The sequence below is a fragment of the Denitromonas iodatirespirans genome, assembly GCF_018524365.1.
GTDB classification, from domain to species: domain Bacteria; phylum Pseudomonadota; class Gammaproteobacteria; order Burkholderiales; family Rhodocyclaceae; genus Nitrogeniibacter; species Nitrogeniibacter iodatirespirans.
On record NZ_JAEKFT010000006.1, the window covers coordinates 166935 to 182086 of the forward strand.

Here is a 15152-nt window from a genome sequence, read left to right on the forward strand (position 1 = left end):
CGCCGCCTGTTGGCGACAATCTGACAAGATTCATCGAATATCCGCCAATTCGACCGACGTCCGCCGCGTGCCCCCATGAACCGCCGCAGCCCCCGCCAGGCCATCCCGGTCGGCGATACCGATCCCTACGCGCCGACCCCCGCACGGCCGGTGCGCGCCCGCGCCCGTGCGCTGGGCAACGACGTGCAGTTCGAACCGCACCACCATCCGTGGGGCCAGCTGGCCTATTGCGCCCGTGGCCTGCTGCAGGTGACGGTGTCGGCGCCGCCGCTCGGCGCGGCCCAGGCGCGGCGCTGCAACCTCACCGCCATCGTCCCGCCGTCGCGCGCCATGTGGGTGCCGCCGGGCGCCTCGCATGTGGTCACGATCCTCGAGAACGCGCAGCTGTACACCCTGTATATCGACCCCTCGGTGGTGCCGCCGCACTGGCAACGGCCGCGGGTCTTGATGGTCTCGCCCCTGATGCGCGAGCTGGTGCTGACGCTGGCGCTGGCCACCCATGCGGATTCGGCCGACTGCCAACAGGCACTCGACACCTTGCTGTTGGCCGAGATGACCGCGGCCGCCACCCAGTCGCTGGCGGTGCCGATGCCTGATCCGCGCCACGGCGACCGCCGGCTGCGCGCGCTGTGCGAGACGATGATGCGCACCCCCAGCCAGCACACCACGCTGGCCGACTGGGCCCGCCACAGCGGCGCCAGCGAACGCACCCTGGCCCGCTTGTTCCGCGAGGAGCTCGGCACCAGCTTCCGGCACTGGCGCCAGCTGGTAGTGCTGGCCCATGCCCTGCCCCTGCTGAATCGCGGCACGCCGGTAAGCGCGGTCGCCGCGGCCTGCGGCTACACCAGCGACAGCGCCTTCACCGCCATGTTCAAGGCCGCCATGGGCCAGCCGCCGACACGCCTGCACCCGACCGCGCAGCGCTGAAGGGCGACCGGCGCCACACCTCGACACACGCTGAACTTCAAGCCCAGCGGGCAATTTGCCGATACCATGCACTGACCGGCACGTACGCCAGCGTGCCACTCATCGCCAGGAGTCCGTTGTCGATGTGCCCCGCCCATCTGCCGATCGCTCTGCCGATCCCCGGCCGCGCCGCCGCCGGACCCGGCACGCCATGGCGAAAAGCGCTCCCCACCCCATGAGCCAGGAATTCTCCCGCCACCGGCTGACGCGCCTGCTGTGGTCGCTGGTCCTGCTCGGCCTGTTCACCAGCGGCGGCATGACCAGCTACGTGGCCTGGCGTCTGGCCGGGATCGAAACGCGCAACACCGAGAACCACCTCACGCAGCAGACGATGCAGCTGAGCCTGGAGCAGTTCCGGCGCCTCGCCAGCGAGTCCAACAGCCTCACCGACGCCCTTCTGCGCCCGCCAGGCACCGAGCTCCCGTCATCGGAGAATGCGCCGCTGGCGGCGCTGGATGCCGCCGTTCGCGCGGCACGCCAACATGGCGACGACAGGCTGCCGCTCGACGCACTGAGCGAGCAGGTAGCCCAGATGAAAACGCTGTGGGCACAGGCCGTGCAGTGGCGCGCCGCCTACCCGCCGGTGGCGCAAGAGGCCATCGGCCGCGACGGGGCACAGGCCCGTGCCACGCTGCTGGCCGACGCCGCTCGGCTGACGGCCAGCGGCCAGCAGCTGCTCGACGCCCTGGGCGTCGTCGCCGCCGAGCAGATTGCCGCCGGGCACCGCCAGTCCGACGCGGCGCTGGACAACGCGCTGACCCGCCTGGCGCTCCTGGCCGGCACCGTGGCGCTCGCCTTTCTGGGGCTGGGCGTGCTGATCTCCACACACATCCGCCGCCAGTTCGTCAGGCTCGCCGATCTGCAGCAGGACAATGCCCTGCTGCTCAATTCGGCCGGCGACGGCGTGATCGGCCTGACCGCCGAGGGCCGCCTGCGTTTCATCAACCCGGCCGCCGCCCAGATGCTGGGCGTGCCGGCCGGTCAGATGGTCGGCCAGCCGGTCTCGGCCGTGTGGCAGCCGGCCGACGACGACGCCACGCCGGTCGCCGAGCTGGGTCGCTCGACCGAGCGCATCGTCAACCGCCATTGCCGGCTCAAACGTCGCGGCGGCACGCCGCTCATCGTCGATTATTCGGCACTGCCGATGTTCCACGAGGGCCGCCATGCCGGCGCCGTGCTGACCTTCCGCGACATCAGCGAAGCGGAGGCCACCAAGGCGGCGCTGCTCGAATCGGAACAGAAATTCCGCGACCTCTCGGAAAAGTCCCTGGTCGGCATCTACATCATCCAGAAGGGTTATTTCACCTACGTCAATCCGCACTTCGCCAACATCTTCGGCTATACCCGTGAAGAGATCGAAGGGCGGCTCGGGCCGCAAGACCTGGCCCACCCCGACGACTTCGAGCAAGTCCAGCGCAACATCGACAAACGCCTGCGCGGCGATGTCCACAGCATCGACTACCGGATCCGCTGCCGACGCAAGGACGGCACGCTCATCCATGTCGAGCTGCTCGGCTCGGCCACCCAGTACGGTGGCGAGCCGGCGATCATCGGCACCTTGGTCGATATCACCGAGCGCACGCGCGCCGAAACCCGGGTGCAGTACCAGGCCTTCCACGATTCGCTCACCGACCTGCCCAATCGCCTGCTCTGCCATGACCGCCTGGAGCAGGCGCTGAAGACGGCGCGCCGCTTGCACCAACGCGTGGCGGTGCTCTTCCTCGACCTGGACCGCTTCAAGCATGTGAACGACAGCCTCGGCCATCCGGTCGGCGACGCACTGCTGGTGGCCGTTGCCGGGCGCCTGCTGCATGCCGTGCGGCAAAGCGACACGGTGGCCCGGCTCGGCGGCGACGAGTTCATCCTGGTGCTGGAAGCCATCGACGATCACCACACGCCGGCGGCCATCGCGCAGAAGATCCAGCATGCGCTGAGCGAACCGATCCAGCTCGACGATCAGGAGCTGATCGTCACCACCAGCATCGGCATCAGCCTCTTTCCCGACGACGGCGAGGATGCGCAGACCCTCATCAAGAACGCCGACGCCGCGATGTACCAGGCCAAGCGCGGCGGGCGGTCCACCTACGCCTTCTATTCGCCGGAGCTGACGCTGACCTCGACCAACTGGCTCAGCCTCGAATCGGCGCTGCGCCGCGCCGTGCCGCGGGGCGAGCTGTATCTCGACTACCAGCCGCAGTTCGACCTCAACGACGCGCGCCTGATCGGTGCCGAGGCGCTGCTGCGCTGGCGGCATCCGGAGCGCGGGCTGATTCCGCCGGCCGAGTTCATCCCGCTGGCCGAGGAGACCGGCCTGATCCTCGAGATCGGCGAATGGGTGCTCAACGAGGCCTGCCGCCAACTGGCCGAATGGCGCGACCGCGGCCTCACGCCGCCGCGCCTGGCGGTCAACCTGTCACGCGTCCAGCTGGCCCGCAGCGACCTGCTGGGCACCGTGACGGCGGCCCTCGGCGCGCACCGCATTGAGCCCCACCAGCTGGAACTGGAGATCACCGAACACTGCATCATGGAACACGCCGAGGCCAGCACCCGGGTGCTGCATGCGCTGCGCGAGCGCGGCATCCGCGTGGCCATCGACGACTTCGGCACCGGCTACTCCTCGCTGGCCTGTCTCAAGCAGCTGCCCATCGACTGCCTGAAGATCGACCGCTCGTTCATCGCCGACATCCCGCAGGACACCAGCAACCAGGCCATCGTCAAGGCCATCATCGCCCTGGGCCAGCTGATGCAGCTGGACATCGTGGCCGAAGGCGTCGAGCGCGACGAGCAGCGCCACTTCTTGCGCGACAACGGCTGCCACAGCGCACAGGGCTATCTGCTCGGCCACCCGGTGGCACCGGCCACGCTGGAAGCGATGTTCGCCGCCGGCAGCCCGGCGACGAGCCCCGCCAAGCGCTCCTGATCCGCCTCAGTCGAGCGCGCCGGCCAGCGTCGCGCCCGACAGCGGGTTTCCTTTTTTTGGAAACGACACGCATGCCCGCGGTGTCCACTTCAACTCCGACACCATGAACAAGGACATGACAATGACGACGATCGCCATGGTTTTCTATAGTGGCTACGAGCACACCGCAAAGCTGGCCGAGGCCGTCGAAGCGGGCGCCGCCTCGGTCTCCGGCGCCACGGTCCACGTGCTGCGCCTCAGCGACGACGGCGAGCTGCCCGACGGCGGGCTCGACAAGATCGCCGCCGCCGATGCCGTCATCTACGGCACGCCCACCTACATGGGCGGACCGGCCTGGCAGTTCAAGAAATTTGCCGACGCCTCCTCCAAGCAATGGTTTTCGATGGACTGGAAGGACAAGGTGGCCGCCGGCTTCACCAACTCGGCCTCGCTCAACGGCGACAAGTTCTCCACCATCCAGTACCTGTGGACCTTGTCGCAGCAGCACGGGCAGATCTGGGTCGGCACCGGCCTGCTGCCGGCCAACAAGAAGGCCGACGGGCCGGACTCGGTGAACTGGACCGCCGGCTTCGGCGGCTTGATGTCGATCTCCCCCGCCGATGCCTCGCCCGAGGAGGCGCCGCGCCAGGGCGACCTCGACACCGCTCGCCACTTCGGTCGCCGGGTGGTGGAGATCACCGCGCGTCTCAAAGGCTGAGCCCGCCGCCCACGGTGGTGGGATCGCTGCGCCGGCACACTTGTCTGACCAGAGACGGAACCGCCCGGGGAGCCAAAGCGATGTTCTTCACAGACCGGATCGACGCCGCGCACCAGCTGGCCGCGGCGCTGGACACCTACCGCGACGCGCACCCGCTGGTGCTGGCGATTCCGCGCGGCGCGGTGCCGATGGGCGCCGCGCTGGCCGAGGCCTTGCACGGCGACCTGGACGTGGTGCTGGTGCACAAGCTGTGCGCGCAGTGGAGTCCCGAATACGCCATCGGCGCCATCGACGAGCACGGCTGGTTCTTCGTGCGCGATGCGGCCGCGGACGACGCGGCATGGATCGAATCGGAAAAGCGGCGCCAACTCGCCACGCTGCACGCGCGTCGCGCGCTTTACTCGCCGGGGCGGGCGCCGCTCGACGCGCGCGGACGCACCGCCATCGTCGTCGATGACGGCCTGGCCACCGGCGCCACCATGATCGCCGCGCTGCACGCGGTGCGCGCCCAGGCACCGGCCCGCCTGATCTGCGCCGTGCCGGTCGCCGCGCCCGAGAGCCTGGCGCGCATCGAGGCCGATGCCGACGCGGTGGTGTGCCTGCATGCGCCGCCAGGCTTCCAGGCGGTGGGCCAGTTCTACCAGCAGTTCGGTCAGGTGGAGGACGACGAGGTGGTCGACTGTCTGGCGCGCTTTCGTGCCGACCGCGACACGGCCTCATAGGCCGGGAGTCGCTCAGTCCTTCTTGTCGGCCAGCGCCTTGGCCATGCCGAGCTCGACCGACACCGGCGAGGTGGTCGGCAGATTGACGAAATGCACATGCTCGGCGTCGGGCACGGCGGCGCGCCGCGTGATCCGCCAGCGCACATAGCCGGCAAACGGCGCGGCCACGACCGCCACATACAGGAACAAGCCCTGCACGCCGCCCCACTGCATGACCGCGGCCGCCAGCGCCGGGCCGATCACCGCGCCCACGCCCCACACCATCAGCAGGCTGCTGACCATCGGCACCATCTGCTCGGGGCGCGCATGGTCGCCGGCATGCGCGACACAAATGGCATAGATCGACAGCGCCGCACCGCCGAGCAGGAACAGCAGCGGCATCAGCACCCACACGTGCGGCGCACCGAGCGCCCACAGCACCAGCGCGACGACGGCGACGACGACGTTCAGAGCGGCGATCATCCGGCGCCGGTCTCCACGGTCCGACCAGCGGCCCAGCGGCCACTGCAGCACCAGGCTACCGAGTTGCAGCACCGGAAACAGCCACACGATGTGGGCCAGCCCCAGCCCGATCCCCTCGCCATACACCGGAGCCAGCGACAGCAGCGGCGCGTTGATCAGGCCTACCGTCAGGCAGCCGACCAAGGCCACCGGCGCCAGCCGGTACAGCTCGCGCACGCCGAGGGTGCTGAAGGCGGACACCGTCGGGCTGGCGGCTCGTGTCGTGGTCACCGGCAAGAGCGACAGCGAACACAGCGCGCTGACCAGCATGAAGGCCCACGGGCCGGCCAGCTCCATCGCCCCCAGGAACAGCGGCGCGACCACCAGCGAGGCCTTGGAGCACACGGTGTAGAAACCGAGCACCCGGCCGCGCAGCAGCTGCGGGGTGCGGTCGGCGATCCAGCTCTCGGCCACCGTGAACAAGCCGGCGAAACAGGCCCCGCCGACCAGTCGCAGCCCGATCCAGGCCAGCGGTTCGCGGAAGGCGGCAAAGGCCAGCACCACCGCCGCCAGCGTCGCCGCCAGCGCGGCAAAGGCCCGCACATGGCCGACGGCGGCGATGAAGCGGCCGATGACGGCACAGCCGAGCAGGAAGCCCGCCCCATGCGCCGCCGCCACCCACCCGATCATCTGCACCGAGAACTGCTCGGCCGACATGCGCAGCGGCAGCAACACCAGCAACAGCCCACTGGCGGCTTGCAGCAAGGTCACGCCGACGATGACCGCGGTGACGGTGAGATAGGGATTCAGCATCGCCTGCCAGCTTACCCCCGGTCGCCGGCCTTGGGCGACCCGCCACGCGCTCTCGGCGCGCAAAAAAAACCGAGGCATATCGCCTCGGCATGAGAAGCCGTCACAAGGACGGCCAGGGGGCAAACGGTCGGCCTGGAAACGGCCGCGGGCGACATCGCGCGCTTGGCCGTGGGCCCAAGCGCGCATCCCCCGTGTCGGTCAGTGCAGCTTGATGGGCTGGTGGCGGGTCAGGATCTCGTTCACCTCGCGCTCGGTCGCCTCCGGTGTGATCACCTTGAGCGAGATCTGCGCGGTATCCATGAACAGCTGCTCACGCGGAATACCGACGGACAACAAATCGTCCATCGCGTTCCGCATGGCGTCTTCGGTACGAAAATCGCCTGTGATGGTTTTTCTCATCGTGGTCTCCCGGTCAGTTGAAGGACGGAATCCCACGGCCGGACAAAGCCTGCCTGCCCGGCCGCTTATCGGGTTGACCACGGCCGGCCGGGAAGATTTCGACAAATTTCCCGGCCGGCGCCGATTACATGCTGCGCCGGTACTGTCCGCCCACCTCGTACAGCGTGTGGGTGATCTGGCCGAGCGAGCAGTGGCGCACTGCATCGACCAGCACCTCGAACACGTTGCCGTTCTCGATCACGGTCTGGCGCAGCTTGGCCAGCCATTTGTCGGACTCGCCCTTGTTGCGGGCCTGGAAGTCGGCCAGGCGCTTGAGTTGACTCTGCTTTTCTTCCTCGGTCGAGCGGGCCAGTTCGATCTCCTGCTGGGCCGAACCTTTCGGGTTGAGGAAGGTGTTCACGCCGATGATCGGGTAGGAGCCGTCATGCTTCTTGTGCTCGTAGTAGAGCGACTCCTCCTGGATCTTGCCGCGCTGGTAGCCGGTCTCCATGGCGCCGAGCACGCCGCCGCGCTCGGAGATGGCTTCGAACTCGCGCAGCACCGCTTCTTCGACCAGATCGGTGAGTTCGTCGATGATGAAGGCGCCCTGGTTGGGGTTCTCGTTGTTGGCCAGGCCCCACTCGCGGTTGATGATCAGCTGGATGGCCATGGCGCGGCGCACGGACTCCTCGGTCGGCGTGGTGATCGCTTCGTCGTAGGCGTTGGTGTGCAGCGAGTTGCAGTTGTCGTAGATGGCGATCAGCGCCTGCAGCGTGGTGCGGATGTCGTTGAAGTCCATCTCCTGCGCGTGCAGCGAGCGGCCGGAGGTCTGGATGTGGTACTTGAGCTTCTGGCTGCGCTCGTTGGCGCCGTACTTGTTCTTCATCGCCACCGCCCAGATACGGCGGGCGACGCGGCCGATCACGGTGTATTCCGGGTCCATGCCGTTGCTGAAGAAGAAGCTCAGGTTGGGCGCGAAGTCGTCGATGTGCATGCCGCGCGCGAGATAGCTTTCCACGTAGGTGAAGCCGTTCGACAGCGTGAAGGCGAGCTGGCTGATCGGGTTCGCGCCGGCTTCGGCAATGTGATAGCCGGAGATCGACACCGAGTAGAAGTTCTGCACCTTGTGGTGCACGAAGTATTCCTGGATGTCGCCCATCATCTTGAGCGCGAATTCGGTGCTAAAGATGCAGGTGTTCTGGCCCTGGTCTTCCTTCAGGATGTCGGCCTGCACCGTGCCGCGCACGGTCGACAGCGTCCAGGCCTTGATCTTGGCGTACTCGTCCTCGGTCGGCTCGCGGCCGTTGTCGGCCTTGAACTTGGCCATCTGCTGGTCGATGGCGGTGTTGAAGTAGAAAGCCAGGATGAAGGGCGCCGGGCCGTTGATGGTCATCGACACCGAAGTGGTCGGCGCGCACAGGTCGAAGCCGTCGTAGAGCACCTTCATGTCGTCGAGCGTGGCGATCGACACACCCGAGTTGCCGATCTTGCCGTAGATGTCCGGGCGCGGGTCGGGGTCGCAGCCATACAGCGTGACCGAGTCGAAGGCGGTCGACAGGCGGTGCGCCGGCATGCCTTCGGAGACGCGCTTGAAGCGGCGGTTGGTGCGGAAGGCGTCACCCTCGCCGGCGAACATGCGCGTCGGGTCCTCGCCCTCGCGCTTGAAGGCGAACACGCCGGCGGTGTAGGGGAAGGAGCCGGGGACGTTTTCCTTCATCAGGAAGCGCAGCGTCTCGCCGTCATCCTCGAAGTTGGGCAGCGACACCTTGCGGATCTTGCTGCCCGACAGCGACTTGCGGGTGAGCTGGGTGCGGATCTCCTTGTCGCGGATCTTCACCACGTATTCATCTTCGGCGTAGAGCGCCTTCTCGGTCGGCCACTGCTCGAGCAGTTTGCGCGCCGCCGGGGTCAGCTCGCCGTCCTTCCAGTTGATCAGCTCGTCGAAGTGGGTGGCCGGCTTGCCGCACTGCTCGAACAGCGCCTTGGCGGTCTTCAGCGACTGGCGCTCGCGCGCCACGCGCACCTGCTGGCCGGTGTGCTTGTGGTAGTCGCGCACGGTCTCGGCGATCTCGGCGAGATAACGGGTGCGCTCGGCCGGCACGATGGCGCGGCCCTTGGACGAGGACTTGACGCTCACCTTGGGCAGCTTGCCCGACTTGGTTTTCAGGCCCGCCTCGATCAGGCTCGGCAGAATCGCCTGATACAGCGCGGTCACGCCGTCGTCGTTGAAGCGCGCGGCCATGGTGCCGAACACCGGCATCTCCTCGGTCGGCGTGCCGAAGGCCTCGCGGTTGCGTTGGTACTGCTTGCGCACGTCACGCAGCGCATCCTCGGCGCCCTTGCGGTCGAATTTGTTGATGGCCACGAAGTCGGCGAAGTCGAGCATGTCGATCTTCTCCAGCTGGCTGGCCGCGCCGAACTCGGGGGTCATCACATACAGCGACTTGTCCACAAACGGCACGATCGCCGCGTCGCCCTGGCCGATGCCGGAGGTCTCCACCACCACCAGGTCGAAGCCCGCCAGCTTGCAGGCGGCGATCACCTCGGGCAGCGCGGCCGACACTTCGGCGCCGGTGTCGCGGGTGGCCAGCGAGCGCATGAAGATGTTCTCGTGCTCGATGGCGTTCATGCGGATGCGGTCGCCCAGGAGCGCGCCGCCGGTGCGCTTGCGCGAGGGGTCGATGGAGATCACCGCCAGCTTGAGGCGGTCATCCTGGTCGAGGCGGAAGCGGCGCACCAGCTCGTCGGTGAGCGAGCTCTTGCCCGCGCCGCCGGTACCGGTGATGCCCAGGGTCGGCACCGTCAGCTTGGCCGCGGCGTCGATCAGCGCCTTCTTGGTGGCGGCGTCGTAGGCGCCGTTTTCCAGCGCGGTGATGGCGCGCGAGAGGCTACGCAACTGAGCCCGCCGGTCGCCGCCCTTGAGCTGCTTGAGCAGGTCCTTGGCTGCCGGCGCCATCGGTGCCAGGTCGTAGTCGGAGGTTTTGACCACGTCGTTGATCATGCCCTGCAGGCCGATGGTGGCACCGTCTTCGGGTGAGTAGATGCGGGTCACGCCGTACTCGTGCAGATCCTTGATCTCGGAGGGCACGATCACCCCGCCGCCGCCGCCGAAAACCTTGATATTCTCGCCACCATTGGCCTTGAGCAGGTCGATCATGTATTTGAAGAATTCGACATGCCCGCCCTGGTAGGAGGTGATGGCGATACCCTGCACATCCTCCTGCAACGCGGCATTGACGATCTCGCCGACCGAGCGGTTGTGGCCCAGGTGGATGACCTCTGCGCCCGAGGACTGCAGGATGCGCCGCATGATGTTGATCGACGCGTCATGCCCGTCGAACAAGGCGGCGGCGGTCACGAAGCGCACCTTGTTCTTCGGTTTGTAGGGCTGCAGCTTCTTGGCCACGCTGAGGTCCGTCATGTGTCTCTCCCGGTTAGGCGTTATCTTCCACATGGTAGAAGCCTGCACCGGCCTTCGCCATTGCCCCCGATGACGCATATCGTGCAAAATCGGCCAACTTCCTCTGTCGCTTTGCGCCAGAGGTCATTCGGGAGGTCCTCATGCCCCGACATGCAAACTCCGCCGCCCCGACCCCGCCTGGCGTCGGCCGGCCGCGCCGCCCACGCGCCACGGTGGCGCATGGTTTCGTCACCGGCATGCTCGCCGGCCTCGAACGCCTCGGCCGCGACCCGGCCCCGCTGCTGACGGCGGCCGGCATCGACCTGTCCGACCCCGCGCAGCGGATTCCGGTGGACCGCTATGCCGCGCTCTACAACCGCATCATCGCCGCGCTGGGCGACGAGGGTTTCGGCCTGTTCTCGCAGCCGATGCGCCCCGGCAGCTTCGAGTTCCTGTGCCGCGGCATGCTCGGCGCGCCCACCCTGGCCGAGGCGCTGGAGCGCGCCGGCCGTTTCCTGCGCCTGGTACTGCCCGACCTGCAGGTGACGGTGCGCCGTCAGGGCGACACGGCACATCTGCAGATCGCCGAAACCCGCCCGCTCGGCCCGCGCGACGATCCCGCCCGCGTCTTCGCCTTCGAATGGCTGCTGCGCCTGCTGCACAGCGTGGCCTGCTGGCTGGTCGGCCGCGGCCTGGCGCTGGAGGCGGTGAGCTTTCCCTACGCCCGCCCGCCGCATGCCGACGACTATGCGCTGGTGTATACCGAGCACTCGGCCTTCGAGGCGCCACGCCTGGATGCGCGCCTGCGCGCCAATCTGCTCGACCTGCCGATCCGCCGCGACGAGGCCGCGCTGGCCGCCTTTCTCGACGGCGCGCCGGGCAAGATCAGCATGCTCTACCGGCGCGACCGCGAGCTGGTGTTCCGCGTGCGCGACCTGCTGCGCGACGCCCTGCCCGCCGCGCTCACCGTCACCGAGGCGGCCGACCGCCTGCACATGTCGCCGCGCACCCTGCACCGCCGGCTGGAGGAAGAGGGCTCGGGCTTTCGCATGATCAAGGACGCCTTTCGCCGCGACATCGCCCTGTCGCGCCTGACCAAGACCCGCCACAGCGTCGCGCGCATCGCCGCCGACCTGGGCTATGCCGACACCTCGGCCTTCTACCGCGCCTTTGTCGCCTGGACCGGCCAGGCGCCCGACCGCTTTCGCCGCCAGGTGCAGGCCAGCGCGGAGGGCGGCACAACGCCCTTTCCGCCCGAGCCAGGCGCGCACTAGAATGGTGCTCCCGCCCACCGCCGTGTTGCGACTGCACCAGGCGCCAGGCCCCGCCGGCCAAGGCGCATGCGCGCGGCCAGCCCTGCCGCCAGCGGCCCGCGCCGTCGTCCGATTCACCCGCCCCGAGCCCGAGACACGCCCCTGATGCCGCGCAATCCCTTCGCCGCTCCGACCCCGCCGCAGCGTTCGAGCGAATCGCCCGAGCAGCTGCGCCGCTACGACCTGCTGCTGGCCGGGCTCGACCTGCTCGACCAGGCCATCGCGGTGTTCGACGCCACGCCCAAGCTGGTGACCTGGAACAAGGCGATGGTGCGCCTGCTCGACTTCCCTGAGTCCTTCGTGCGCGTGGGCACGCCCTTCGAGGCCTTCGTGCGCTTCAATGCCGAGCGCGGCGAATACGGCGAGGGCAACATCGAAAAGCAGGTGGCCGAGCGCATGGCCTCGGTGCGTGCCTTCCAGCCGCACTACGCCGAACGCGTGCGCCCAAACGGCAAGGTGCTGGCGATCCGCGGCGTGCCGATCCCCAACCTGGGCTTCGTCTCGCTGTGGACCGACATCACCGAGCAGCGCCGCTACGAGACGCTGATCCAGCAGCAGAACGTGCTGCTCGAAGCGCGCGTGCGCGAGCGCACCGCCGAGTTGCTGTCGGCCAAGACCGAGATCGACCAGATCGCCCAGGCGCTGGGGCGCAGCGAAGCCCGGCTGCAGATGATCATCGACTCGATCCCGGCGCTGATCGCCTATGTCGACCGCCAGCGCAACTACCAGTTTGCCAACAAGGGCTACGCCGAGTGGTTCGGGCTGACCAAGGAGAACATCGTCGGCCGCTCGATCCGTTCAGTGTTCGGCGACGAGGCCTATGCCCAGATCACCGGTTACCTCGACACCGCCTCGGCCGGCGAGCGGGTCACCTACGAGTACGCGCGCAAGACCGACAAGGGGCGCACCGTGTACGCGCGCAGCGTGGTGGTGCCGGAATTCGGCGAGGGCGGCACGGTGGTCGGCTTCTTCGTGCTGTCGATCGACATCACCGAGCAGCGCGCCAGCGAAGCGGCGCTGGTGCAGGCGCAGAAGATGGAGGCCGTCGGCCAGCTCACCGGCGGCCTGGCGCATGACTTCAACAACCTGCTGACCATCATCATGGGCAACCTCGAAGCGGCGCGCGAGCGCTGCGACCCGGCGCTGGCGACCGATTATCTCAACCCCGCCCTGCATGCCGCCCAGCGCGGCGCCGAGCTGATCCGCCGGCTGCTCACCTTCTCGCGCCGGCAGACGCTGGAGCCCTGCGCGGTCGAAGTCGGCCAGCTGGTGCACAACATGACGCAGCTGCTGAGCCGCTCGCTGACCGAGTCGGTGCGCATCCAGACCCATCTGCCCGAGGCCCCGCTGTACGCCATGGCCGACCCGCACCAGCTCGAAAGCGCTCTGCTCAACCTGGCGATCAACGCGCGCGACGCCATGCCCGGCGGCGGCGCGCTGACCATCCGCGTGCACGAGCGGCACATTCCCTCTAGCCTGGCGATGTTGATCGAGCTGCCGGTGGGCGACTATGTGCAGATCGATGTCGAGGACACCGGCAGCGGCATTGCCCCCGAATTGCTGCCGCGGGTGTTCGAGCCCTTCGTCACCACCAAGCCCTTCGGCCGCGGCTCGGGCCTTGGCCTGTCGATGGTGTATGGCTTCGTGCGCCAGTCCGGCGGCAACATCCGGGTACGCAGCACGCTCGGCAAGGGCTCCACCGTCACCTTCGTGCTGCCGCGCACCGAAGCGCCGGCGCCGGTCGCCGACGAGGTGCGCGAAAAGGCCGCCGACACCGCCACGCCGCGCCCGGCGGTACTGCTGGTCGAGGACGAACCGGAGGTGCGCAAGATCATCCGCATGCAGCTCACCGAGCTGGGCTACCCGGTGCTCGAAACCGACAACGGCGAAGCCGCGTGCGAGATGCTGCAACACATTCCCGACATCGGCCTGCTGGTTTCCGACACCGTCATGCCCGGCGCCATCGGCGGCAAGGAGCTGGTGCAGTTCGCCCGCGACACCCGCCCCGACCTGCCGGTGCTGCTGATCACCGGCTACGCCAGCGGCAATGCCATCAACGAAGTCCAGGAACTCGACGTGCCGGTGTTGCGCAAGCCCTTCGACCGCCAGCTGCTCGACCGCACCCTGACTCAACTCCTTCAGGACACCGACGCATGACCCATGACGCGACCCACCCCCGCATCCTGGTGCTCGAAGACGAGGCGGAGATCGCACGGCTGATCTGCAACGCACTCGACGTCTACGGCTTTCGTTGCGAGCACCACCAGACCGGCCGGCGCTTCCTGCAGGTGGCGCGCCAGAGCCCGCCCGAACTGGCCATCGTCGACCTCGGCCTGCCCGACATGGACGGCATGCAGGTGATCCGCGAACTGCAAGAGCACTCGCCCTGCGCGGTGCTCATCCTCACCGGCCGCAACGACGTCACCGACCGCGTGCTGGGCCTGGAGCTGGGCGCCGACGACTACCTCGTCAAGCCTTTCGAGCCGCGCGAACTGGTCGCCCGGGTGCGCTCCATCCTGCGCCGCTACCTGCGCAGCGCCGAGTCCGCCGACACCCCGGCCGCACCGGGCACGGCGGTCTTCTCCGGCTGGCGCTTCGACCTGGGCCGCCACATGCTGGTCACCCCCGACGGGCGCGAAGTATCGGTGTCGGCCACCGAGGCGAGCATGCTCACCGCCCTGCTCAAAAGCCCCAACCGCATCCTCACACGCGAGCAACTGATCGGCGAGCGCGACATCGACCCCTTCGATCGCAGCGTGGATGTGCGCATCTCGCGCCTGCGCCGCAAACTCGAGGACGACCCGCAGAACCCCGCGCTGATCAAGACCGTGTATGGCGCCGGCTACCTGTTCTGCAGCAGCGTCAGCTGGGAATGACCCCGCCGCCCTCGACACGGCACGCCCTTCTCTCCATAATTATGGATTATTAATCCACGGAGACTCCCATGACGCAACGCCCGTTCAAGGTCCTCGGCATCCAGCAAATCGCCATCGGCGGCCCGAGCAAGGACCGCCTGAAAACCCTGTGGGTCGACATGCTCGGCCTTGAAGTGACCGGCAACTTCGTCTCCGAGCGCGAGAACGTCGACGAAGACATCTGCGCCATCGGCAGCGGCCCGTTCAAGGTCGAGGTCGACCTCATGCAGCCGCTCGACGCGGACAAGAAACCGGCGGTGCATGCCACCCCGCTCAATCACATCGGCCTGTGGATCGACGACCTGCCGACCGCGGTCGACTGGCTCACCGCCCAGGGCGTGCGCTTCGCCCCCGGCGGCATCCGCAAGGGCGCGGCGGGTTTCGACATCACCTTCATGCACCCCAAGGCCAACGACGAGTTCCCGATCGCCGGCGAAGGCGTGCTGATCGAACTGGTGCAGGCGCCGCCCGAGGTGGTGGCGGCCTTCGCCAAGCTGGCGGGCTGAACCGGCAACGCGCAAGACAAAGGGCGCTCGACGAGCGCCCTTTGTCGATTCACCGTGCGCGGTGGCCACGGACAGCATGCC

Annotated in this window: 12 protein-coding genes; 8 read left to right on the forward strand and 4 right to left on the reverse strand. The window is 68.1% G+C overall.

Translation table 11 applies throughout. The annotated features are described in order from the left end of the window. Positions 1 to 75 precede the first annotated feature (75 nt). Positions 76 to 927: an AraC family transcriptional regulator gene (locus I8J34_RS07615; protein WP_214360798.1), complete on the forward strand. Its 852-nt coding sequence runs from the start codon at positions 76 to 78 to the stop codon at positions 925 to 927. A 190-nt stretch (positions 928 to 1117) separates the two neighbouring features. Beyond that, a complete protein-coding gene (locus tag I8J34_RS07620; RefSeq protein ID WP_214360799.1) occupies positions 1118 to 3886 on the forward strand; it encodes a putative bifunctional diguanylate cyclase/phosphodiesterase in 2769 nt (922 codons plus the stop codon). 6 nt (positions 3887 to 3892) lie between these two features. Here the strand turns inward: I8J34_RS07620 and I8J34_RS24840 are convergent, their stop codons facing one another. Continuing rightward, entirely contained in the window at positions 3893 to 4024 is a 132-nt protein-coding gene (locus I8J34_RS24840; protein ID WP_255553121.1) for a hypothetical protein, read from the reverse strand. Between I8J34_RS24840 and I8J34_RS07625 the strand changes: the two genes are divergently transcribed. Next, positions 4008 to 4583, forward strand: a complete 576-nt coding sequence (locus I8J34_RS07625; protein WP_214360800.1) for a flavodoxin family protein — start codon at positions 4008 to 4010, stop codon at positions 4581 to 4583. The genes I8J34_RS24840 and I8J34_RS07625 overlap by 17 nt on opposite strands. An 80-nt stretch (positions 4584 to 4663) precedes the next feature. Next, complete coding sequence (locus tag I8J34_RS07630; RefSeq protein ID WP_214360801.1) at positions 4664 to 5305, forward strand: phosphoribosyltransferase; 642 nt, start codon at positions 4664 to 4666, stop codon at positions 5303 to 5305. A 12-nt stretch (positions 5306 to 5317) separates the two neighbouring features. Here the strand turns inward: I8J34_RS07630 and I8J34_RS07635 are convergent, their stop codons facing one another. The 3 genes from I8J34_RS07635 to icmF form a co-directional block, all read right to left on the reverse strand. Beyond that, the gene (locus I8J34_RS07635) at positions 5318 to 6559 is read right to left on the reverse strand and encodes an MFS transporter (protein ID WP_214360802.1); all 1242 of its coding nucleotides are present in this window, start codon (positions 6557 to 6559) and stop codon (positions 5318 to 5320) included. 198 nt (positions 6560 to 6757) lie between these two features. Then, a complete protein-coding gene (locus I8J34_RS07640) occupies positions 6758 to 6958 on the reverse strand; it encodes a hypothetical protein (RefSeq protein WP_214360803.1) in 201 nt (66 codons plus the stop codon). A gap of 124 nt (positions 6959 to 7082) precedes the next feature. After that, positions 7083 to 10358: a fused isobutyryl-CoA mutase/GTPase IcmF gene (gene icmF / locus I8J34_RS07645; RefSeq protein ID WP_214360804.1), complete on the reverse strand. Its 3276-nt coding sequence runs from the start codon at positions 10356 to 10358 to the stop codon at positions 7083 to 7085. Positions 10359 to 10594: 236 nt separating this feature from the next. Between icmF and I8J34_RS07650 the strand changes: the two genes are divergently transcribed. The 4 genes from I8J34_RS07650 (at position 10595) to I8J34_RS07665 (ending at position 15071) form a co-directional block, all read left to right on the forward strand. Continuing rightward, positions 10595 to 11611: an AraC family transcriptional regulator gene (locus I8J34_RS07650; protein ID WP_214360873.1), complete on the forward strand. Its 1017-nt coding sequence runs from the start codon at positions 10595 to 10597 to the stop codon at positions 11609 to 11611. 144 nt (positions 11612 to 11755) lie between these two features. Then, positions 11756 to 13807, forward strand: coding sequence for a PAS-domain containing protein (locus I8J34_RS07655; protein ID WP_214360805.1), 2052 nt, complete (start codon positions 11756 to 11758; stop codon positions 13805 to 13807). Next, on the forward strand, positions 13804 to 14526 hold the full coding sequence (locus tag I8J34_RS07660; RefSeq protein WP_214360806.1) for a response regulator transcription factor: 723 nt from the start codon (positions 13804 to 13806) through the stop codon (positions 14524 to 14526). The genes I8J34_RS07655 and I8J34_RS07660 overlap by 4 nt, the downstream gene beginning before the upstream one ends. A gap of 68 nt (positions 14527 to 14594) precedes the next feature. Further along, on the forward strand, positions 14595 to 15071 hold the full coding sequence (locus I8J34_RS07665; protein ID WP_214360807.1) for a VOC family protein: 477 nt from the start codon (positions 14595 to 14597) through the stop codon (positions 15069 to 15071). Positions 15072 to 15152: the final 81 nt, after the last annotated feature.

What these genes read in the sequence shown, in the direction of transcription:
- I8J34_RS07615 (WP_214360798.1), top strand. Translation starts at nt 76, where the DNA reads ATGAACCGCCGCAGCCCCCGCCAGGCCATCCCGGTCGGCGATACCGAT.
- I8J34_RS07620 (WP_214360799.1), top strand. Translation starts at nt 1,118, where the DNA reads ATGGCGAAAAGCGCTCCCCACCCCATGAGCCAGGAATTCTCCCGCCAC.
- I8J34_RS07625 (WP_214360800.1), top strand. Translation starts at nt 4,008, where the DNA reads ATGACGACGATCGCCATGGTTTTCTATAGTGGCTACGAGCACACCGCA.
- I8J34_RS24840 (WP_255553121.1), bottom strand. Translation starts at nt 4,024, where the DNA reads ATGGCGATCGTCGTCATTGTCATGTCCTTGTTCATGGTGTCGGAGTTG.
- I8J34_RS07630 (WP_214360801.1), top strand. Translation starts at nt 4,664, where the DNA reads ATGTTCTTCACAGACCGGATCGACGCCGCGCACCAGCTGGCCGCGGCG.
- I8J34_RS07635 (WP_214360802.1), bottom strand. Translation starts at nt 6,559, where the DNA reads ATGCTGAATCCCTATCTCACCGTCACCGCGGTCATCGTCGGCGTGACC.
- I8J34_RS07640 (WP_214360803.1), bottom strand. Translation starts at nt 6,958, where the DNA reads ATGAGAAAAACCATCACAGGCGATTTTCGTACCGAAGACGCCATGCGG.
- icmF (WP_214360804.1), bottom strand. Translation starts at nt 10,358, where the DNA reads ATGACGGACCTCAGCGTGGCCAAGAAGCTGCAGCCCTACAAACCGAAG.
- I8J34_RS07650 (WP_214360873.1), top strand. Translation starts at nt 10,595, where the DNA reads ATGCTCGCCGGCCTCGAACGCCTCGGCCGCGACCCGGCCCCGCTGCTG.
- I8J34_RS07655 (WP_214360805.1), top strand. Translation starts at nt 11,756, where the DNA reads ATGCCGCGCAATCCCTTCGCCGCTCCGACCCCGCCGCAGCGTTCGAGC.
- I8J34_RS07660 (WP_214360806.1), top strand. Translation starts at nt 13,804, where the DNA reads ATGACCCATGACGCGACCCACCCCCGCATCCTGGTGCTCGAAGACGAG.
- I8J34_RS07665 (WP_214360807.1), top strand. Translation starts at nt 14,595, where the DNA reads ATGACGCAACGCCCGTTCAAGGTCCTCGGCATCCAGCAAATCGCCATC.